Genomic DNA, 19,465 nt, shown 5'->3' with positions numbered 1-19,465 from the left:
GGCGGCCGGGCGGCCGGGCGTCAGGGGGTCAGCAGGTCGAGCAGGGCCCGGCCCTCGGGCCAGGAGCCGAGCCCGGAGTCGGCGTTGAGGTGCCCCCGGGGCCCGAGGTCGACGTACCGGGCGCCCCAGCTCTCGGCGAACCGGCGCGAGCGCTCCGGGGTGCACCAGGGGTCGTCGCTGCCGGCGACCACGATGCTGGGGAAGGGCAGCGGCCGGAGCTCGACCGGCCGGAACCCCTCGATCTCGGACACGTCGGCCCGGTCGACGTCGGGCGGGGCCACCAGCAGGGCGCCCAGCACCCCGGAGCTCCCGGCGGACGGGGTGCGGGCGGCCCAGCGGGCCACCGTGGTGCAGCCCAGGCTGTGGGCGACCAGCACCACCGGGCCCGCCCGGCCGGCCACGGCGCGCTGGAGGGCGTCGGTCCAGGCGTCCGGGTCCGGGTGGTCCCAGTCCTCCTGCTCCACCCGGCGGAAGGCGGGGTCCTCGCCCTCCCAGATGCTCTGCCAGTGGCCGGGACCGGAGTTCTGGTACCCGGGCAGGACGAGGTAGGCGGGCTGGGATGCCATCTGGGGTGATCCCTCCTGGGGGCGGCGTATGCCGCGGGATTCTACGGGGCGCGCGCCCCACGCCCCCGGCGCGTCCGTGGTTCCGCGTGCTTCGAGTGATCCGGTGCGCCCTGTCGCGCGCCCGTCCCGGTAGGGAAGGTTGATCTCCGTCACGGCCGGCGACGTCACCGGCCGCGCACCAGCACGTCTGACGGTCGATCATGGAGGTTTGCTCAGCGATGGCATCGAAGATCCTGCTTGTCACCGGTGACGCGGCGGAGTCGCTGGAGGTGTTCTACCCCTACCAGCGCTTGCAGGAGGAGGGGTACCAGGTCGACATCGCGGCGCCCGCCCGGAAGCGGCTGCAGTTCGTCGTCCACGACTTCGTGGACGACTTCGACACCTACACCGAGAAGCCCGGCTACACCTGGCCGGCCGACCTGGCCTTCGACGAGGTGGACCCGGCCGACTACGTGGCCCTGGTCGTTCCGGGCGGCCGCGCCCCGGAATACCTGCGCAACAACCCCGAGCTGCAGCGGATCGTCAAGCACTTCTTCGACACCGACAAGCCGGTCGCGCAGATCTGCCACGGCCCGCTGATCACGGCCGCCGCCGGGGTGCTGAACGGCCGGCGCAGCGCGGCCTACCCGGCCCTCCAGCCGGACGTGAAGGCGGCCGGGGCCGAGTTCGTGGACGGCGAGGCCGTGGTGGACGGGGTGGTCGTCTCGGCCCGCGCCTGGCCCGACCACCCGGCCTGGATCCGGGCGTTCGTCGAGGTGCTCCGTGTGAAGGCCCCGGTGGCCTGACCCTGACGGCGGGGCCCCGGCGCCTGACAGCCCGGGCCCCGCTCCCGTGAGCCCCGCGCCGCCCGGGCGCGTGGTCCGGTCCCGGTTACCGCCGCCGGTGACCTGCCGCCGGGTGACCTGCTGCCGGCTGCCGCCGTCCCCGGTGCGATCATGTGCCCACCGGTCGGAGCAGGAGGACGAGACATGGCAGAGCCGCTGATCGCCGCGGTCGCGGGGCTGGTGCCCCGGCTGGACCCCTCGGTGTTCGTCGCGCCCAACGCGGTGGTGGTCGGCTCGGTGGCCGTCGCCGCCGACGTCAGCATCTGGTACGGCGCCGTGCTGCGCGGCGACGCCGGCCCGATCACGGTCGGTGCCGGCACCAACATCCAGGACAACTGCACCCTGCACGCCGACCCCGGCTTCCCGCTGCTGCTGGGCGAGCGGATCTCGGTGGGGCACAACGCGGTGCTGCACGGCTGCACGGTGGAGGACGACGTCCTGGTGGGCATGGGGGCGACGGTGCTGAACGGTGCCCGGATCGGGGCCGGCTCGCTGGTGGCCGCCGGGGCCGTCGTCCCGCAGGGCATGGTGGTCCCGCCGGGCTCGCTGGTCGCGGGCGTGCCCGCCAAGGTCCGGCGGGAGGTCGGCGAGGAGGAACTGGCCGGCATCAAGGCCAACGGCGAGGGCTACCGGCTGCTGGCCGAGGCCCACCGGGGGATCGAACCGGTCCGGGGCTGAACCCGCCGCCCGCCCCGGCCGCCGGAGCCGCCCGCAGCACCGCTCCGGCGGCCCGGCGCGCCCGGCGGTCTCAGCGGGCCGGCGCGACGGCCGGGCCCGCCCCGGCCGGGGCACCGTCGGGGGCGGCGTCGGCGGTGGCCCCCGCCGGCGCGGTGTCGACGGGACGCCGGCGGTCGGCCGTCCAGGCGAGCACCGCGATCAGCGCGCCGATCCCGGCCAGCCCGGCGCCGACCACCGGCGGCGCCGTCCAGCCGAGACCGGCGTCGATCGCCAGCCCGCCGAAGAACGCCCCCTGCGCGTTGGCCAGGTTGAACGCGCCCTGGACGGTGGCCGAGGCGAGGGTCGGCGCGTTGCGCGCCTTCTGCAGCACCAGGGTCTGCACCCCGGGCACGATGGCGAAGCCGAACAGGCCGACCAGGACGACCGTGAGCGCCGCCGACCACTCGGTCCCGGCCGTCACCGGGAAGGCGGCCAGGGTCAGCGCCAGCAGCACGAAGGACGCGCAGATGCCCGGCCGCAGCGCCCGGTCGGCCGCGTAGCCGCCGACCACGTTGCCGATGGTCATGCCGACGCCGAACAGCGCCAGCACCACGGTGACCGAGGCGGTGCCGACGCCGGCGACCTCGGTGAGCAGCGGGGTGATGTAGCTGTAGCAGGCGAAGAAGCCGCCGCAGCCGAACACGACGGTGGCCAGGGCGAGCCAGAGCTGCCCGCTGCGGAAGGCCGTCAGCTCGTGGCGCAGCCCGGCCCGTTCGGGGGCGGGCAGGTGCGGGACCAGCCGGGCGATGGCCAGGGTGCCGGCCGTGCCGATGGCGACCACGACGAGCATGGTGGCCCTCCAGCCCAGCTGCTGGCCGAGCAGGGTGGCCGCCGGCACCCCGACCACGTTGGCGAGGGTGAGCCCGGAGAACATCACGGCCACCGCCCGGGCCCGCAGGTGCGGGGCGGCCAGTTCGGCGGCCGCCACCGCGCCGGCCCCGAAGAACGCGCCGTGCGGCAGGCCGGTGACCAGCCGGGCCGCGGCGAGCAGCCAGAAGTTCGGGGCGACGGCGCAGAGCAGGTTGCCCACCGTGAACAGGGCGGCCAGGCCCACCAGGACGGCCTTGCGCGGCAGCCGGGCGGCCGCCGCGGTGAGCAGCGGCGCGCCGATCACCACGCCGATCGCGTAGGCGGAGATCAGCCAGCCGGCCTGCGGGATGGAGACCTGGAGGTCGTCCGCGACCTGGGGGAGCAGCCCCATGGCGGCGAACTCGGTGGTGCCGATGGCGAAGGCGGTGATCGCCAGCGCGACGAGCGCCAGTGGCATGACGGTCTCCCGGGTGACGCCCGGTCAGGGGCGGTTGGGCTCCGGCAGCACTGACGAAGCTGGTCTGGTGCAGGTCTGCCCGGCCCGGGTGTGCGGCGGGCGGGCGGCGGTGGAACAGGGGCGGAAGGAACGGGGTGCGGGCCAGGGCCGTGGTGCGGTGGCGGGGCCCGGCCGGCCGTACGGACCGGTTTTGTTCGTTCAGAATCTTAATACGGGCCCGGGCGCGGTCCGGACACCGCCGGGGCCGGCCACGGCCCGGTGACGGGCCCGCGACGGGCCGCCGCCGGGGCACCCGGGCCCGGACGTCCCGAACTGCCGTGCCCGCCGTTGCGACAGTAGTCCGAACGGCCCAGCCCGGTCCGCACGGGATCCGGTGGGGGCGCTGGCCGCGGGGCCTTCCGCGCGCGAGACTGGGGGCATGTGTCGCAGTATCAAGACGTTGAGGCCACCTGTCACGCCCGAGGTCCACGACGAGGACATCGTCGCCGCCGCCTTGCAGTACGTTCGCAAGGTGTCGGGCTTCCGGGCTCCCGCCGCCCACAACCGTGAGGCCTTCGACCGCGCGGTGGAGGCGGTGGCCGAGGCCACCGCCCGCCTGCTCGGAGAACTGGAGGTGCGCGGCGCGGCCGGCCGCGTGGAACAGTCGGCCTAGGTCCTGTCCGGCTCGGTCGGATCCGGTCGGGGTGCACGAGGAGGTTGTTCATGAGTGACGAGAAGCGGTACGCGCTGACGTTCCCCGGTACGCCTGGCACCCAGGCCCCCCAGGACGTCGTGATCGTTTCCTGGACCAGCGCCACCGGCCCCGGCGGCCACCCCGTCTACGAGGACGCCTCGGGCATCGTCCGGGCCGAGATCAGCGACTCGGGGGAGGTCCGGATGCTCGCCTCCGGCGGCCACCAGTCCCCGCACCTCCCCGTGCACGCCGAGCCGCTGCCGCAGACCTGACCCCGCCCGTCCTGCTCACCCCGCCCGTCCCGCTCACCCCGCCCGTACGTCCGCCGCTCCGCTCCCGCCCGTGCGTCCCCCGGTCCGGCGCCTTCGCCGTCCCGGGGGACGTACGGCCCGTCCGGGGCGGCCCGCCCGGTGGGTGAACGGCGGTGCCGGCGGTCGCCCGGCCGGGATTCCCGGTACGCGGACGGCCGCCCTCAGGCAGAATCGGCGCATGACAACTGCGCGTTGGCAGGGCACGATCATCGCCGAGAGTGACGAGACCACGGTCGTCGAGGGCAACCACTACTTCCCGCTCGCATCCGTGCGGGTGGAGCACCTGCGCCCCTCCGACACCACCACGGTCTGCCCCTGGAAGGGCACGGCCGGCTACTGGACCGTCCACGTGGACGGCCTGAGCAACCCGGACGCGGCCTGGTTCTACCCGGACCCGACGCCGGAGGCGGACCACGTCCGGGACCGGGTGGCGTTCTGGCGCGGGGTGGAGATCACCGACTGAGACCGGACGGCGCCGGGCCCGGCGGGGCGTTCCGTACGCCGCCCCGACCGGTCGCCGTGTCCGCCGGCCGTCCCGCGTCCCGTCCCTCCCGTCCCCCCTTCCTCATGCTTCCGCATGTCCGACCGTTCGCCAGGACCGGGCGGGTGGCCGCGCCCGGTCCCGGCCCCGGCCCAGGCGTGCCCCCGCGCCGGTTCGGGTAGGCGCAGGGCATGGCACTTTTCAGGAAGCCCAAGCGGTCCGGCGAGCCGGACGGCCGCACGGCCGACACCGGTGAACCGACGCCCGGCCGGCTGGCCGAGGACCTGGCCGAGCTGGTCGAGGGGATGGAACGGGGCCCGGCCGAGGCCGTCCCGGACGGGGTGGCCGCCCCCGCGGGACTGCCCGAGGCCGTCGGACCCGCCGGGGAGGGCCCGGCCCCCGGGAGCCTGGTCGAGTCGGCGCTGGTCCAGGAGCGTGGACGGCAGCGCGCCGCCCGGCTGGTCGGCTCCGTCGCCAGACAGCTCGGCCGGGGCGGCCGGGTGGCGGCCAAGGGCGCGGGGTTCGGCGGGCGCGCCCTCGCGGACCGGCTGCTGGTGGCGGCGCCGCGCATCCCGGTCCGGAACCTGGCCACGCTCCGCACCCACCACCCGGACGTCGCCGACCCGGAGCAGCTGGCCGACCTGCTGACCTCCGGGGCCTGCAAGGCCTCCGCCGCGCTCGGCGCGGGCGTCGGCGCCGCCGCGATGCTGCCGGTGCCCCCCGCGATGGCGGTCGAGATCGCCGCCGAGACGCTCGCGGTGGCCGCGGTGGAGATCAAACTGATCGCCGAACTGCACGAGGTCTACGGCGTGCCCGCCCCCGGCAACAGCTCCCAGCGGGCCGGCGCCTACGTCACCGCCTGGGCGAACCGGCGGGGCATCGACTCCTCGCTGCTGGTGAAACCCGCCGGGCTGGCCGCGATGGCGGTCGGCAGCGAAGTCCGGGGACGGCTTCGCCAGCGCCTCACCCGGAGTTCGCTGCGCCGGCTGCCCTCACTGGCCCCGCTGCTGATCGGGGCGGGCCTAGGGGCGCACATCAACCGGCGCGACACCGCCAAGCTGGCCCGGCAGATCCGGGCGGACCTGCGAGGCCGCCGGGCGGCCGACCCCGGCTACTGGACGGCCGCCGCCCCGGCCGCCGGACCGGCCACCGGGAGGACGGTGGCCCGGAAGAAGCGCGGCTGACCTCCCCCGCGCGGCTGACCGTCCCCCGCGCGGCCGGCCGCTCCCCGCGGTCCGGCATCGCGCAGGAGCCTGGCCCCGCCGCACCGCGCCGGCTGCCCTCCTCCCGTCGCGCCGGGCCCGCCCGTCGCCCTGCGCCCGCCCAGCGGCAGCCGGAACCGGCCGCCCGCCCGGCTGCTGCCGGGCGGGCGACCGTTCCCCGTCCTGGCCCGGTGGCCAGGTGTCGTCGCCCTCGCTGCCGCGCCGTCCCTACTGCGCCTCCGCCCCGGGCGCGTGCGCGCCGTGGCCCGCCTTGCACGCGACCACCATGGCCTGGTGGACGGCGCGGGCGGTGGTCTCGTCGGTGGCCGGGACGGGGCTGCCGACCACCGTGTACCAGTCCAGCGCGCCGGTGTACTGCACCGTCAGCCGCGCCTCGCCGTCCACCCAGGTGGTGTGCAGGGTGAGGTCGCCCGAGATCGGGCCCACCTCGGCCGTCTCCACGCCCCCGGGGCCGCTGATGATGCTCTGCGTGGTCCAGGTCGCCCAGGTGTTCACCGGACCTCACCACCCCGGCCGGCCGGTCCGCCGGGCACCCGCCGCCCGCGCGCCTCGCACCGGGCGACCCGCTCGCGCGGGAACTCCCCGTCCTTCGTCCCGGCCCGCCGGACACCGCCGCCGCACCGCGTCCGCCGTCCGGAGCCCGTCGCGGGCCGCCCGGGACCCGCCGCCCGTCCGCCGCCGGCCCGCGGCGGCGGCCCCGCCACGGCGCTCAGGACCGTCCCTCCATCTCCTCGTAGATGTCGCCCTCGGCCTGCGACGTCTCCTGCGCGTGCATGTTCTGCATCGAGGTGATGTCCTCCTCCGGGTCCGCCGCGCGGACGTCCTCGTCCTGGTCGCTGCTCGCCTGTGACCGTGCGCTCATGTCCGACATAGCGAACTCCCTCGCCTCGGCCGGCCGAGGCCGGCCGTCGCTGCGGGCGGTCGCCGGGCCGGGTCTGTGCCTCCCTCCAGCGTGCCTCCCGCCCGGCATCGGGGCCAACCGGGTTCACCAGGCCACCGGCAGCGAGTCCACGCCGTACACGACCGAGTGGCCGCGGAACACCAGCTCCTCCTCCGGCACCGTGATCCGCAGGCCCGGCAGCCGGCGCAGCAGGGTCTCCAGCGCGATCTGCAGCTCGGCCCGGGCCAGCGGCTGGCCGAGGCACTGGTGGACGCCGAAACCGAAGGCCAGGTGCCGGCGCGCGTCGCGCGACACCTCCAACTCGTCGGCCGTGCCGAACAGCTCCTCGTCCCGGTTGGCGGTGGACAGCATGGCGAGCACGCCCTGGCCGGCCCGGACGAGCGTGCCGCCGAGTTCCACGTCCTTGAGCGCCACCCGGGGCAGCCCGGACTGCACGATGGTCAGGTACCGCAGCAACTCCTCCACCGCACCCCGGACCAGCCCGGGATCGGCCCGCAGCCGGGCGACCTGCTCAGGACGGCGCAGCAGCGCGACGGTGGACAGCGCGGTCATGTTGGCGGTGGTCTCGTGCCCGGCGACGAGCAGCAGCAGCCCGGTCGCGGCGATCTCGGCCGGGCTGACGTCCTCGCGGGCGGCCAGCCGGCTCAGCATGTCGTCGCCGGGGTGCTTCCTCTTCTCCTCCGCCAGCTCGGTCAGGTAGCCGGTCAGCCCGCGCTGCGCCGCCTCGACCGCCGACTGGGTGGCGCGGTTGTCGAGCAGCGTCCGGCTCTGCGCCTGGAACAGCTCGTGGTCCTGGTAGGGCACGCCCAGCAGCAGGCAGATCACGAGGGAGGGGACGGGCAGGGCGAAGTCGGTGACCAGGTCGGCGGTGGTGCCCGCGGCGGTCATCCGGTCGATGGCCCCGTCGACGATCCGCTGGATGCCCGGGCGCATCGCGTCCACCTTGTGCACCAGGAAGTCCTTGGTGACCATGCGGCGCAGCCGGGCGTGCTCCGGGTCGTCCATCCTGATGAAGCTCGGGTTATTCACCGCCAGCGCCCGGCGGCCGGGGGTGAGGAAGGGGAAACCGGGGTGCCGGGCGTCGGCGCTGAACCGCGGGTCGGACAGGACGGTGCGGACCTCCTGGTGGCCGGTCACCAGCCAGCAGAACTCGCCGTCGAGGAGCTCCGCCGGGGTCACCGACCCCTGGCGGGCGGCCCGGTCGTAGGCGGGCGGCGGGTCGAAGGGGCAGCTGCCGTGGGCGGCGGGGAGGGTGAGGGTGGGCGTGGTGGGGGTGGTCGTCACGATGAGTCCTTCCGTCTCCGGCCGCGCGCGACGCCGGCGGCCCGGTCGGGGCGGCCGGCGGGCGCGGGCGATGTCACGGTGTCCCGGTGGCTTCGCCCACGGTGATGGCGCCGCCGGGGCAGAGCGCGGCGGCCAGCCGGACGTCGGCGTACAGGCCCGGCTCCGGGTCGGACCGACGGAGCATCACCAGACCGTCCTCGTCGCTCTGCCCGAACACCTCCGGCGCGGTCAGGACGCACTGACCAGAGCTGCAGCAACGGTCCTGATCGAGGATCACCTGCATGCGGAACACCTCCGTGGGGCGGTGGCGGGCGGCGGGGGCCGTCCGCCACTGGCGTCCTGACAACCTAGCCGCCACTCTGTCGCACACGAATGGTGCGGGGCCGGACGGTGTGAGAATGGCCGATTAACGGGGGTGGGGGGCCGGGGCCCCGGTGCGGGGCGGACCGCCGGGGCCGTGACGGGTCGTGCGGCGGGCCGGGCCGCGGCCCCCGTGGGCCCCCGCCGTCCCCCGTCAGCCCCTCCGGGCCGCCCCGCGACCGGACTGCCCGGGACGCCCCACGGCGGAGGCCGGAGAAATCCCCATGGTGTATTGAGTGCAATACTGTTCGAAAATGTTGTATATTCTGGGGGCGCGGTCAAGGCCGGACCTCCCGGCCGGACCGCCCCCCTGACGTCCCCCGCCGGTTGCCCTGACATCGCCGGCGGGGGACCCCCAGCCCGTCCTGCGCACGCCGAAGCGGTCGGGGCGACGCCCCGACGGACCGGCCGGCCGGCCCCCGCGGTGTCGTGTTCCCCGCCGCCGACGGCCCGCCCGGCCCCGGCCGCGTACCGCCCTCCCGCCCGCGGAGGGCCGGGAGGGCGGCGGCGCGAGCCGGTCGGCGGCGGTCTAGCCGGGCAGCATCTCCGTGCCTGAGGCGTCGGAGGACTCCGTGATCACCAGTTCGCCGACCGCCTCGGCGAGGGCCGAGCGGTCCTCCGCCTTCAGTCCGCCGTCGGTGACGAAGTGGTCCACCTCGTGCAGTCCGGCGAAGCTGCTCAGGCCGGTCACGCCCCACTTGGTGTGGTCGGCGACCACGGCCACCCGCCGGGCGCACCCGATCAGGGCCCGGTTGGTCTGCGCCTCGGCCAGGTTGGGCGTGGTCAGGCCGGCCCGGGCGGAGGCGCCGTGCGTCCCGAGGATCAGCAGGTCGACGTGGAGCGACCCGATCACCATGTCGGCGAGCGGCCCGACCAGCACCTGCGAGGGGGTCGGCGCCCCGCCGGTGAGCAGCACGGACGGCGAGGTCGGGGTCTTGACGCCCTCGGACTCCAGCAGGTGGGCGATCGGCAGGGAGTTGGTCACCACGGTCAGCCCGGGCACGTTCACCAGCTGGGCGGCGACGGCGTGCACCGTGGTGCCGCCGCCCAGTGCGACCACGCTGCCGGGCGTCACCAACAGGGCGGCCGCCTCCGCGATGGCCCGCTTGGCGGACGTTTCCAGGCTGCTCTTGGCCGCGAAGCCGACCTCGTCGCCGGTGCGGCCGGCCAGCCCCACTGCGCCGCCGTGCACCTTCTCCACGTCGCGGCTGCGGGCGAGGGCGTCCAGGTCGCGCCGGACGGTCATGTCGGACACGCCGAGCTGCTCGACCAGGTCCGAGACGCGGACGGCTCCGTCGCGCCGGATCGCCTCCATGATCAGCGCGCGGCGCTGATGTGCGAGCAGTCCTTGATCAGCCACCAGTTCCCCAGACCCGCCGTCGAGAGTGTCGTCCGTCGGCATGAATGTACTGCAGTGGCAATCCGCGGTGTGCAGACGGTTCCGGCGTCGGAGGCGGGCGACCGCGTCGAAGCCCCGTGCGCCGGCCTCCCGGGGGGTGGGTGCGAACGGGACGGCGGGGGTGGCCGGGTCCATCGGTCAGCTCCATTCTCGGCTTCGATCACCCGCTGCGGGCGGCTCCGCGGAGCCCGGCCCGGGCGGTGGACGTGGCCCGGGTGCTGGACGCGCCAGGCCGGGGTGCTTCCATTCCGCCCGCCGCGCAGGCCCGTTGCGACACCACTGAGGACACCGAAGCGACACGGTTCCGGTAGAGCCTGCGGGCATCGTAGGTAGTCGGGCCGACAGGTGATGCGGTCGATAGGTGGTGCGGTCGATAGGTGGTGCGGCCGCGGCGGATCGCCGGATGGTCCGGCGGGCCCGTTCGGCCGCTCCACGCCATGGCTCCGGGAAGGCCGAAGGTTGCTCCGGGGGCCGTCGGCGCTACCGGCGGCTCTTGTCTTTCGTTGGTAAATGTTGGAAAATGCTGATTGTGGAAGAGGGTGTTACTCCCTGCGCCGGGCGGCACCCTCGGCCTCCCCGCCGGGCTGCCCTGGAACTCCCGGCGGGGCTCGATCACCGGCCTGGCCGGGCGCCCGGCCAGGCCGGTTCGGCCCGCCCGGTGCCGTGAGACTCCGTCACGCCGAGGATTCCCCCATGAGCCGCCGCACTTCGCACCACGGCGCGGCCGGGATCCGAGTCGGGGCGGCGGCAGTGAGCCGTTGAGGGGCGGTGATCCTGCCATCCACCGGGCTGCCGGTGCGCGCGTCCGCCACGCCCGCACCGGCAGCCGCTTGCCTCCGGGGCCTGCGGGCGCCTGCGGTGCCTGCGGGGCACATCCCTGACCGGTCAGGACGGCGCCGGCGAAGGTGCTCGGGCGGCACGGTGCTCGGTCGGATCCGCCCGGACGACGGGTCGCCGCACGCGTCGGCGGTGCTCCGTCGACGACCGGCGGTCTTCCCTCGGTGGTCGCGGCGGTCGTCCGCCGGCCGCCGGTCGCCCCCGGCCACCGCCCCGACCCCGTCCCGGTCCCGCCGCGACCCCGCCGCGGAGCCGGAAGGTCCGGACGGGCCGGACGGGCCGTGGGGCGCCCTGAAAAGCGTCGGGCGCCGGGAAAAGCGTCGGGCCCCGGGCGCCGTTCGGCTGCCCGGGGCCCGGGGCCCGGGAGCGGGACCGCCCGCCCGGCCCGTCGCGCGTGGTCAACGACCGGCGACCGCGGTGGGGGAGGCCAGCAGGGGGAGTGCCAGCGCCGCGGCGCCGATCAGGCCGGCGTCGGTGCCGAGCAGGGCGGGGGTCACGGTGAGGTGGGCGGCGAAGGGCAGCGCGGCGTAGGTGGCCAGGTGCCGGCGCAGCGGGTCGAAGAGGACGTCGCCGGCCTTGGCGACGCCGCCGCCGACGACGGCGGTGTCGATCTCGACCAGGGTGGCGGTGGCGGCGATGCCGGCGGCGAGCGCCTGGGCCGCGCGGTCGTAGGCGTGCCGGGCGGCGGGGTGGCCGGCCCGGGCGGCGGTGGCGACCGCGCCGGCGGAGGTGTCGTGGCCGGCGGGCTGCCAGCCCCCTTCGAGGGCGGTGCGGGTGATGGCGGTCCCGCTGGCGAGTCCTTCGAGGCAGCCGCGCGATCCGCAGGGGCAGGGGCGGCCGTCGAGGTCGACGCTGATGTGGCCGAGGTGGCCGGCGTTGCCGCTGGGGCCGGTGTGCAGGGAGCCGTCGATGATCAGGCCTGCTCCGACGCCGGTGGAGACCACCAGGCAGAGGGCGTTGCGGTGGTCGCGGGCGGCGCCGCGCCAGTGTTCGGCGGCGGTCATCGCCACGGCGTCGCCGCCGAGGGCGACGGGGAGGCCGTCGACGGCCGGGTGGGCGGCGACCTCGGAGCGCAGCGGGAAGCCGCGCCAGGCGGGGATGTTCACGGGGCTGACGGTGCCGGCCTGGATGTCCACGGGGCCGGCGCTGCCGATGCCGACGGCGCGTACCGAGGCCCACAGCGGGTGCCGCGCGAGCAGGTCCAGCACCTGGTCCACGACGGCCATGACCTCACGGGCGCCGCCGCGCGCGGGGGTGGGCAGCTGGACCTGGTGCAAGAGGCCGCCGTCCCGGTCGGCCAGGCCGCCCGCGATCTTCGTCCCCCCGACGTCGACGGCTGCCAGCAGGGGGTGCGCGAGTGCGTGCCGGCTGTCGACGACCCCGGCCAGTTCGTAACTCATTGTGACGTCTCCGCGATCGGGGCTGGATGGGCTCCCGGGTCCGGGCATGGGTCTGCCCGTCCGGTCCGGCTGATTCTCGCTCCGATGGACAACGTTGTCCAGGGATCCCCGATGACGTTCGGGCAACGAGACTAAATCGACATAAGTTAGGTAAAGGTTTAGTCAAGTAGGCCTTGATCCTTAACAGAACCGCTGAATAACGTTATTGACCGGTCTATGGACATGGCCGGGATATGACGTCTACGTTAAGCGTCCAACGGCCCCGGGAGCTCAAACCCTCGACCTGGGCGCCGCTTCCCGAAGTCAATGACGATCAGCGCGAAGGAACAGCGAAGATGCGCAGAGGATGGGTGGCCGTCGCGGCTGCGACCATGGTTGTGCTCACGGCCTGTAGCGGAGGCAGTGGCGGGACGTCGTCCTCGGCCGCGTCGGCCGCCGCGGATCCGGCGAAGGTCTCCGGCGACATCACGGTGCTGACGAACCGCACCGACCAGATCAAGGACGGCTCGCTCAAGAAGTACGCCGACGAGTTCAGCCGGACCTACCCCAACGTGAACGTCAAGTTCGAGGGCCTCACCGACTACGAGGGTGAAGTCAAGATCCGCATGAACACCGAGAACTACGGTGACGTGCTGCTCATCCCGGACAACGTGTCGATCACCCAGTACCCGACCTTCTTCTCGCCCCTGGGCGACTCGGCCGAGCTCTCCAAGACCTACAACTGGACGGACTACACCACCGTCAAGGACAAGGTCTACGGCATCGCCAACTACGGCACCGCCACCGGCCTGGTCTACAACAAGGCCGTCTGGCAGCAGGCCGGCGTCACCCAGTGGCCGAAGAGCACCCAGGAGTTCATCGACGACCTGAAGGCCATCAAGGCCAAGGGCCAGGCGATCCCGTACTACACGAACTACAAGGACGCCTGGCCGCTGCAGAAGTGGACCGACAACATCGGCGGCCCGAGCTGCGACCAGGGCGGCAAGGACAAGCTCTCCACCACCGCGGAGCCGTGGGCGGCCGGGCAGGACCTCAACGCCATCGACGGCCTGCTGTACAACACCGTCCACGAGAAGCTCAGCGAGGACGACCCGACCACCACCAACTGGGAGAAGTCCAAGACGCTGCTGGGCACCGGCAGGATCGGCGCCATGCTGCTCGGCTCCTGGGCCGTCCCGCAGATGCAGGCCGCCGCCACCGCCGCCGGCCAGAACCCGGACGACATCGGCTTCATGCCGTTCCCGCAGGCGGCCGGCGGCAAGCTCTGCACCATCATCCAGCCCGACTACAAGTACGCGGTCAACGTGCACTCCAAGAACAAGGAGGCCGCGCGCGCCTGGATCGACTGGTTCCTGAACAAGTCCGGCAGCGCGCAGGCCGAGCAGGCCGTCTCCTCGGTCAAGGGCAGCACCCTGCCGGCCTCCCTGAAGCCCTTCGAGGCGCAGGGCGTCACGCTGCTGCTCGGCCAGAACCAGCAGAACGCCGCCGTCATCAGCAAGATCGACAAGGGCTCCGAGATCGGTCTGGGCAGCCCGGACTACCGGCAGAAGCTCGTCGACACCGCCCGTGGCGCGGCGCCGGGCGACATGAACAGCTACTTCGCCGACCTCAACAAGAAGTGGGCCGCCTCGCAGAAGACGGTCACGGGCTGACGCACCCCGGCCGGCGGCGCGGCGACCCGCCCGTCACCTCCCCACCCCGCGGGCCCGCCGCGCCGCACTCCGGGCGCTTGATCCAACGAAGGAACGAAGATGACTGCACTGCAGAAGGACAGGAAGCGGGGGCCCGCCCCGGCCCCGGCCGCCCCGGCTGCACCGACGAAGCCGGCCCTCCACCGGCGGACCACCCGCAGGCACTGGTGGTTCACCCCCTGGCTCTACCTGCTGGTCCCGCTCACCCTGCTGGTGGCCTTCACCTACCTGCCGATCATCGACATGTTCGGCTACAGCGCCACCGACTGGGACGGCATCAGCCCCACCAGTGAGAACGTCGGCGCCGACAACTACCTGGAGCTGTTCACCCGGCCCGAGCTGTTCAAGGTCTTCCTGGTCAGCGGCGTGTACCTGACGGCGTCCTTCGTGCAGATCGCGGCGGCCCTCTACTTCGCGACGGTGCTGAGCTTCAACACCAGGTTCCGCAACGTCTTCAAGGGGATCCTGTTCTTCCCCTACCTGATGAACGGCGTCGCGATCGGCTTCGTCTTCCTGTACTTCTTCCAGCCCGGCGGCACCCTGGACTCCCTGCTGGACGCGTTCGGCCACCACGGCAAGCAGATGTGGCTCGGCGACCCCGACCTGGTCAACAAGTCGCTGGCCGGCGTCTCGGTCTGGCGCTACATGGGCCTGAACATGGTGCTGTTCCTCGGGGCGATCCAGTCCATCCCGGGACACCTCTACGAGGCGGCCTCGCTGGACGGGGCCAACCGCTGGCAGCAGTTCCGGCACATCATCGCCCCCAGCATCAAGCCGATCATCAGCCTCAGCGTGATCCTCGCGATCTCCGGCTCGCTGGCCGTCTTCGAGATCCCGTACATCATGACCGGCGGCGCCAACGGCAGCCAGACCTTCGTCATCCAGACCGTCAACCTCGCCTTCAAGTTCGACAAGGTCGGGCTCGCCTCCGCGAGCGCCGTGGTGCTGCTGGCGCTCATCCTGCTCGTCACCTGGATCCAGCGCCGCCTGGTGCCGGAGGAGAGGGTGGAACTGTCGTGACCACTCCTGACACCGCCCTCGCCGCCCGGCGCGGGGCCCGCCGGAGCCCCCGGGCCCGCTTCACCGTCGGCGGCACCGCCAAGTACCTCTCGCTGGTCATCGCCAGCGCGATCGTCCTCGTCCCGCTGCTCGTGGTGTTCCTCACCTCGCTCAAGACCGACAAGGAGGCCTCCACCACCGGGCCGCTCACCCCGCCCGGCAACTGGTTCAACTTCGGCAACTACCTGACGGCCTTCCAGGAGGGCCGGCTGGTCCAGGCCCTCGTCAACACGGCGATCATCCTGGTGATCTCCACCACCGGGACCGTCCTGATCGGCTCGATGACCGCCTACGCCATCGACCGCTTCGAGTTCCGCCTCAAGAAGCTCGTGATGGGCCTGTTCCTGGTCGCCACCCTGGTGCCCGGCGTCACCACCCAGGTCGCGACCTTCCAGATCGTCAACGACCTCGGGGCGTTCAACACCCGCTGGGCGGCGATCCTGCTGTACCTCGGCACCGACATCGTCTCGATCTACGTCTTCCTGCAGTTCATCAGGTCGATCCCGGTCTCCCTCGACGAGGCCGCCCGGCTCGACGGCGCGAACAGCTTCACCATCTACCGGCGGATCATCCTCCCGATGCTCAAGCCCGCCGTCGCCACCGTCGTGATCATCAAGGGGATCACCGTCTACAACGACTTCTACATCCCCTTCCTCTACATGCCGGACTCCGAACTCGGCACCGTCTCCACCGCCCTGTTCCGCTTCAAGGGCCCCTTCGGGGCCCACTGGGAGACCATCTCGGCCGGCACCGTCCTGGTGATCCTGCCGACCTTCCTGGTCTTCCTCACCCTGCAGCGCTTCATCTACAGCGGCTTCGCCGCCGGCTCGACGAAGTGACCGACGTCCCGGTACGGCACCGCACCCGCGCCGCGGTGCCGTACCCCGGACCGGGCGAGGGGGACCGATGAGCCCGCGGGTCACCATCCGGGACGTCGCGGCCCGGGCCGGGGTGTCCGCCGGGGCGGTCTCGATGGCCTTCAACGACCGCCCGGGCCTCGCCCTCCCCACCCGCGAGCGGATCCGCGCCGCCGCCGCCGAACTCGGCTGGACACCCAGCCAGGCCGCCCGCCGGCTCGCCGGCTCGGCCGGCCGGATCGAGACCGTCGGCCTGGTCATCGCCCGGCCCGCCCGCCAACTGGGCCTCGAACCCTTCTACATGGAGTTCATCTCCGGCATCGAGGCCGTGCTCCAGGAGCGCTCCGCGTCCCTGCTGCTGCGCCTGGTGCGCGACCGTGACCAGGAGATCGCCGTCCAGAGCGAGTGGTGGCGCACCCGACGGGTCAGCGGCTCGATCCTGGTCGACCTCACCGAGGACGACCCCCGGATCCCCGCGCTCGCCCGGATCGGCATGCCGACGGTGGCCGCCGGTCACCCCGGCCTCGCCGGCCGGGCCGTCGACGCGGTGTGGACGGACGACGCGGCCGCGATCGAGGAGGCGGTGCGCTACCTCGCCGTCCTCGGCCACCGGCGGATCGCCCGGGTCGGCGGCGACCCGGCCCTCGGGCACACCGCGATCCGCACCCGCGCCCTGGAGCGGATCACCGCGGAGCTCGGGCTGGAGCCGGCCCGCACCCTCACCACCGACTTCTCCGGCCACGCCGGCGCCCGCGCCACCCGCAGACTGCTGGCCGCCCCGGAGCGACGCCCCACCGCGATCATCTACGACAACGACATCATGGCCGTCGCCGGCATCGCGGTCGCGGCGGAGCTCGGGCTCCAGGTGCCCAGGGATCTCAGCCTGATCGCCTGGGACGACTCGCAGCTGTGCCGGCTCACCCACCCGACGCTCTCCGCCATGAGCCACGACGTGCACGGCTACGGCGTCCAGGTGACCCGGACCCTCTTCGACGTGGTCAACCGCACCAGCGTCCCCTCGGGCCCGGCACCCACGCCGGTGCTCGTCCCCCGCGGCAGCAGCGCGCCCCCCGGCGCCTGACCGCGGCCCCCGACCCCGGTCCGTCCCCGGCTCCTTCCGAGGGTAAGGAGCCCCGGGGACGGGCCGGCCCGCCCTTGCCGGCCCCTTCCCACCGGAGCAGCACATGACCGAGCCCCAGCCGACCGCGGGCCTGCTCAGCAACGAGATCCGCCCCTACGCCTGGGGCTCGACCACCGCGATCGCCGAGCTCACCGGGCGCACCCCGACCGGACTGCCCGAGGCCGAGCTGTGGATGGGCGCCCACCCGGGCGCCCCCTCGCTGCTGGACCGCGGCGACGGCCCCGAGCCGCTGACCGAGGTGATCGCCCGCGACCCCGGGCGGGAGCTCGGCGAGCGTGCCGGACGCCGCTTCGGCGGCCGGCTGCCCTTCCTGCTCAAGATCCTCGCCGCCCGGCAGGCCCTGTCCGTCCAGGTCCACCCCAGCAACGAGCAGGCCCGGGCGGGGTACGCCGCCGAGGAGGCGGCCGGCATCCCCCTGGACGCCCCGCACCGGATCTACAAGGACCCGCACCACAAGCCCGAACTGATCTGCGCCCTGGACGACTTCGACGCCCTCTGCGGATTCCGCGAGCCGGCCGCGACCGCCCGGCTGCTCGCACCGCTGGACGCCCCCGCACTGGCGCCCTGGCTGGACGTGCTGCGCACCGGCGAGCCCGCGACCGCCCTGCGCACCGTCCTCACCGAGGCACTGGGCGGCGACCGCGAGCGGGGTGTCAGGGCCGCCGCCGAACTCACCCCGGCCCTGGAGCACGCCGCCCGGCAGGGCGGCCCCGACGCCCCGGCCCACGCCGCGTTCGCGGCCGCCGCCCGCGACTACCCCGGCGACCCGGGGCTGGTCGCCGCGCTGCTGCTCAACCACGTGCGGCTGCGTCCGGGCCAGGCCCTCTTCCTCGACGCCCGGGTCCCGCACGCCTACCTGCGCGGCACCGGCGTGGAGATCATGGCGAACTCGGACAACGTGCTGCGCTGCGGGCTGACCCCCAAGCACGTCGACGTGGCAGCCCTCACCGGGATCGTCGACTTCCGGCCGTCCGCACCGGCGTTCGTCCGGGCCACGGCGGGCGTCGACGGCGAACTGCACTACCCGGCGCCGGCCGCCGAGTTCGCGCTGTCCCGGCTGGACGTGCTCGGCCGTGCCACCGTCGACGGCCGGGGCCCGCAGATCCTCTTCTGCGTCGACGGCACCGCCGAACTCGTCCAGCACCCGGGCGGGCCGGTGGCCCTGGGACGGGGCGACAGCGTGTTCGTCCCCGGCACCGGGGCGCCCGCCGAACTGCGGGGCACCGCGACCCTCTACCGCGCCGCCGTCCCCCCGCCCGGCGACGGTGACTGACCGGAACGGCCGGGCCGGGCCGGGCGCCGACACCCCGCGTCCCACCCGGAGCCGCCCCGCCCGCGCCGTGGACACCGCGGCGCCGGAGCAGGCCGCGGCGGAGCGCCGACCCCGTAAGCTCCGTGCCATGACCAGCAGACACGGCAGCCGGCCCACCATGAACGACGTGGCCGCCGCGGCGGGCGTGGGCCTCAAGACCGTCTCCCGGGTCGTCAACGGCGAGAGCGGAGTCAGCCCGGCGATGGCGGCCCGCGTCAACGCCGCCATCGCCGAACTCGGCTTCCGCCGCAACGACAGCGCCCGCCTGCTGCGCACCGGCCGCACCGCGAGCATCGCCCTGCTGCTGGAGGACATCGCCGACCCGTTCTCCTCCGCCCTGTCCCGGGCCGTGGAGGACGTGGCCGCGGCGGAGGGCTGCCTGCTGTTCACCGGCTCCAGCGGCGAGCACCCGCCGCGCGAGCGCGAACTCGCCCTGGCCTTCTGCGCCCGCCGGGTCGACGGCCTGGTGGTCGTCCCGGCCGGCGACGACCACTCCTACCTCCTCCCCGAGACCGCCTCCGGCACCCCCGTGGTCTTCGTCGACCGCCCGGCCACCGGGATCGCCGCCGACGCGATCCTCAGCGACAACGCCGGCGGCGCCCGCGAGGGCGTGAGCCACCTGATCCGGCACGGTCACCGCAGGATCGGCTTCATCGGCGACCTGCCGCAGATCCACACCAGTGCCGAGCGGCTGCGCGGCTACCGCGAGGCGATGGCCGCCGCCGGCCTCCCGGTGGACGAGCGGTGGATCGCCTGCGGCACCACCGACCGGGCCCGGGTGGCGGAGGCGGTCACCCGCCTCGTCGGCGGCCCCGAGCCCGTCACCGCGCTGTTCACCGCGAACAACCGGATCACCGTCGCGGCCCTGCACCGGCTGCCCCGGACCGGCGGGCGGCCGGCCCTGCTCGGCTTCGACGACCTCGAACTCGCCGACCTGCTGACCCCCGCCCTCACCGTCGTCGCCCAGGACCCGGCCGCCCTCGGCACCGCCGCCGCCAGCACCCTGTTCGAACGCCTGGCGGGCGACCGCACCCCGCCGCGCCGCATCGTGATCCCGACCCGCCTGATCGCCCGCGGCTCCGCCGAGAGCCCGCCGCCGGCCGTCCGTTGACGAGCCCGGCGGGCAATGCCCCGCCGACCTGACAGGATGGACCCGCGCCGC

The 19,465-nt window shown here is 74.3% G+C and carries 20 protein-coding genes; 12 read left to right on the top strand and 8 right to left on the bottom strand.

Translation table 11 applies throughout. The annotated features are described in order from the left end of the window. Window positions 1-20 precede the first annotated feature (20 nt). Window positions 21-566 carry an RBBP9/YdeN family alpha/beta hydrolase gene (locus IE329_RS26310; protein WP_190213465.1) on the bottom strand — a complete coding sequence of 182 codons (546 nt, stop codon included), beginning with the start codon at window positions 564-566 and terminating at the stop codon, window positions 21-23. Between the two features lie 218 nt (window positions 567-784). Between IE329_RS26310 and IE329_RS26305 the strand changes: the two genes are divergently transcribed. Continuing rightward, window positions 785-1,351 (top strand): DJ-1/PfpI family protein, encoded by a 567-nt coding sequence (locus tag IE329_RS26305; RefSeq protein ID WP_190213464.1) that lies wholly within the window; start codon window positions 785-787, stop codon window positions 1,349-1,351. A gap of 183 nt (window positions 1,352-1,534) precedes the next feature. Next, complete coding sequence (locus IE329_RS26300) at window positions 1,535-2,068, top strand: gamma carbonic anhydrase family protein (protein ID WP_190213463.1); 534 nt, start codon at window positions 1,535-1,537, stop codon at window positions 2,066-2,068. Window positions 2,069-2,138: 70 nt separating this feature from the next. Here IE329_RS26300 and IE329_RS26295 read toward each other — a convergent pair whose 3' ends face one another. Continuing rightward, entirely contained in the window at window positions 2,139-3,374 is a 1,236-nt protein-coding gene (locus IE329_RS26295) for an MFS transporter (RefSeq protein ID WP_190213462.1), read from the bottom strand. A gap of 418 nt (window positions 3,375-3,792) precedes the next feature. Between IE329_RS26295 and IE329_RS26290 the strand changes: the two genes are divergently transcribed. From IE329_RS26290 to IE329_RS26275, 4 genes are all read left to right on the top strand, one after another. Further along, complete coding sequence (locus tag IE329_RS26290; protein ID WP_190213461.1) at window positions 3,793-4,026, top strand: DUF2277 domain-containing protein; 234 nt, start codon at window positions 3,793-3,795, stop codon at window positions 4,024-4,026. A 50-nt stretch (window positions 4,027-4,076) separates the two neighbouring features. Further along, on the top strand, window positions 4,077-4,319 hold the full coding sequence (locus IE329_RS26285) for a DUF6296 family protein (protein WP_229927770.1): 243 nt from the start codon (window positions 4,077-4,079) through the stop codon (window positions 4,317-4,319). A 217-nt stretch (window positions 4,320-4,536) separates the two neighbouring features. Continuing rightward, window positions 4,537-4,821: a DUF427 domain-containing protein gene (locus IE329_RS26280; RefSeq protein ID WP_190213460.1), complete on the top strand. Its 285-nt coding sequence runs from the start codon at window positions 4,537-4,539 to the stop codon at window positions 4,819-4,821. Between the two features lie 209 nt (window positions 4,822-5,030). Beyond that, window positions 5,031-6,023: a hypothetical protein gene (locus IE329_RS26275; protein ID WP_190213459.1), complete on the top strand. Its 993-nt coding sequence runs from the start codon at window positions 5,031-5,033 to the stop codon at window positions 6,021-6,023. A gap of 246 nt (window positions 6,024-6,269) precedes the next feature. Here the strand turns inward: IE329_RS26275 and IE329_RS26270 are convergent, their stop codons facing one another. The 6 genes from IE329_RS26270 to IE329_RS26245 form a co-directional block, all read right to left on the bottom strand. Next, entirely contained in the window at window positions 6,270-6,557 is a 288-nt protein-coding gene (locus tag IE329_RS26270) for a hypothetical protein (RefSeq protein WP_190213458.1), read from the bottom strand. A gap of 214 nt (window positions 6,558-6,771) precedes the next feature. Then, complete coding sequence (locus IE329_RS26265; protein WP_190213457.1) at window positions 6,772-6,924, bottom strand: hypothetical protein; 153 nt, start codon at window positions 6,922-6,924, stop codon at window positions 6,772-6,774. Window positions 6,925-7,047: 123 nt separating this feature from the next. Next, on the bottom strand, window positions 7,048-8,250 hold the full coding sequence (locus tag IE329_RS26260; protein ID WP_373311298.1) for a cytochrome P450: 1,203 nt from the start codon (window positions 8,248-8,250) through the stop codon (window positions 7,048-7,050). 70 nt (window positions 8,251-8,320) lie between these two features. Beyond that, window positions 8,321-8,530 (bottom strand): ferredoxin, encoded by a 210-nt coding sequence (locus tag IE329_RS26255; RefSeq protein ID WP_190213455.1) that lies wholly within the window; start codon window positions 8,528-8,530, stop codon window positions 8,321-8,323. 606 nt (window positions 8,531-9,136) lie between these two features. Then, entirely contained in the window at window positions 9,137-10,009 is an 873-nt protein-coding gene (locus tag IE329_RS26250; RefSeq protein WP_373311294.1) for a DeoR/GlpR family DNA-binding transcription regulator, read from the bottom strand. Between the two features lie 1,232 nt (window positions 10,010-11,241). Then, window positions 11,242-12,243 (bottom strand): ROK family protein, encoded by a 1,002-nt coding sequence (locus tag IE329_RS26245; protein WP_190213454.1) that lies wholly within the window; start codon window positions 12,241-12,243, stop codon window positions 11,242-11,244. 335 nt (window positions 12,244-12,578) lie between these two features. On the opposite strand from IE329_RS26245, the gene IE329_RS26240 reads away from it, so the two are divergent. The 6 genes from IE329_RS26240 to IE329_RS26215 all read left to right on the top strand — a co-directional run bounded on the left by IE329_RS26240 (window position 12,579) and on the right by IE329_RS26215 (window position 19,414). After that, a complete protein-coding gene (locus tag IE329_RS26240) occupies window positions 12,579-13,895 on the top strand; it encodes an ABC transporter substrate-binding protein (protein ID WP_190213453.1) in 1,317 nt (438 codons plus the stop codon). 99 nt (window positions 13,896-13,994) lie between these two features. Further along, entirely contained in the window at window positions 13,995-14,954 is a 960-nt protein-coding gene (locus IE329_RS26235; RefSeq protein WP_190213452.1) for a carbohydrate ABC transporter permease, read from the top strand. Then, a complete protein-coding gene (locus IE329_RS26230) occupies window positions 14,951-15,832 on the top strand; it encodes a carbohydrate ABC transporter permease (protein WP_190213451.1) in 882 nt (293 codons plus the stop codon). The genes IE329_RS26235 and IE329_RS26230 overlap by 4 nt, the downstream gene beginning before the upstream one ends. A gap of 67 nt (window positions 15,833-15,899) precedes the next feature. Next, the gene (locus IE329_RS26225) at window positions 15,900-16,931 is read left to right on the top strand and encodes a LacI family DNA-binding transcriptional regulator (protein ID WP_190213450.1); all 1,032 of its coding nucleotides are present in this window, start codon (window positions 15,900-15,902) and stop codon (window positions 16,929-16,931) included. A 103-nt stretch (window positions 16,932-17,034) separates the two neighbouring features. Then, complete coding sequence (gene manA, locus IE329_RS26220) at window positions 17,035-18,264, top strand: mannose-6-phosphate isomerase, class I (RefSeq protein ID WP_190213449.1); 1,230 nt, start codon at window positions 17,035-17,037, stop codon at window positions 18,262-18,264. 127 nt (window positions 18,265-18,391) lie between these two features. Continuing rightward, window positions 18,392-19,414 (top strand): LacI family DNA-binding transcriptional regulator, encoded by a 1,023-nt coding sequence (locus IE329_RS26215; protein ID WP_190213448.1) that lies wholly within the window; start codon window positions 18,392-18,394, stop codon window positions 19,412-19,414. Window positions 19,415-19,465 lie beyond the last annotated feature (51 nt).

It is taken from the genome of Kitasatospora indigofera (assembly GCF_014655955.1).
GTDB lineage: Bacteria > Actinomycetota > Actinomycetes > Streptomycetales > Streptomycetaceae > Kitasatospora > Kitasatospora indigofera.
The sequence above is the reverse complement of the archived record's forward strand: the minus strand, read 5'-3'. Positions and strand labels throughout refer to the sequence as shown.

Coding starts and splice junctions, on each gene's coding strand:
- IE329_RS26310 (WP_190213465.1), bottom strand. CDS start 566: ATGGCATCCCAGCCCGCCTACCTCGTCCTGCCCGGGTACCAGAACTCC.
- IE329_RS26305 (WP_190213464.1), top strand. CDS start 785: ATGGCATCGAAGATCCTGCTTGTCACCGGTGACGCGGCGGAGTCGCTG.
- IE329_RS26300 (WP_190213463.1), top strand. CDS start 1,535: ATGGCAGAGCCGCTGATCGCCGCGGTCGCGGGGCTGGTGCCCCGGCTG.
- IE329_RS26295 (WP_190213462.1), bottom strand. CDS start 3,374: ATGCCACTGGCGCTCGTCGCGCTGGCGATCACCGCCTTCGCCATCGGC.
- IE329_RS26290 (WP_190213461.1), top strand. CDS start 3,793: ATGTGTCGCAGTATCAAGACGTTGAGGCCACCTGTCACGCCCGAGGTC.
- IE329_RS26285 (WP_229927770.1), top strand. CDS start 4,077: ATGAGTGACGAGAAGCGGTACGCGCTGACGTTCCCCGGTACGCCTGGC.
- IE329_RS26280 (WP_190213460.1), top strand. CDS start 4,537: ATGACAACTGCGCGTTGGCAGGGCACGATCATCGCCGAGAGTGACGAG.
- IE329_RS26275 (WP_190213459.1), top strand. CDS start 5,031: ATGGCACTTTTCAGGAAGCCCAAGCGGTCCGGCGAGCCGGACGGCCGC.
- IE329_RS26265 (WP_190213457.1), bottom strand. CDS start 6,924: ATGAGCGCACGGTCACAGGCGAGCAGCGACCAGGACGAGGACGTCCGC.
- IE329_RS26255 (WP_190213455.1), bottom strand. CDS start 8,530: ATGCAGGTGATCCTCGATCAGGACCGTTGCTGCAGCTCTGGTCAGTGC.
- IE329_RS26250 (WP_373311294.1), bottom strand. CDS start 10,009: ATGCCGACGGACGACACTCTCGACGGCGGGTCTGGGGAACTGGTGGCT.
- IE329_RS26245 (WP_190213454.1), bottom strand. CDS start 12,243: ATGAGTTACGAACTGGCCGGGGTCGTCGACAGCCGGCACGCACTCGCG.
- IE329_RS26240 (WP_190213453.1), top strand. CDS start 12,579: ATGCGCAGAGGATGGGTGGCCGTCGCGGCTGCGACCATGGTTGTGCTC.
- IE329_RS26235 (WP_190213452.1), top strand. CDS start 13,995: ATGACTGCACTGCAGAAGGACAGGAAGCGGGGGCCCGCCCCGGCCCCG.
- IE329_RS26225 (WP_190213450.1), top strand. CDS start 15,900: ATGAGCCCGCGGGTCACCATCCGGGACGTCGCGGCCCGGGCCGGGGTG.
- manA (WP_190213449.1), top strand. CDS start 17,035: ATGACCGAGCCCCAGCCGACCGCGGGCCTGCTCAGCAACGAGATCCGC.
- IE329_RS26215 (WP_190213448.1), top strand. CDS start 18,392: ATGACCAGCAGACACGGCAGCCGGCCCACCATGAACGACGTGGCCGCC.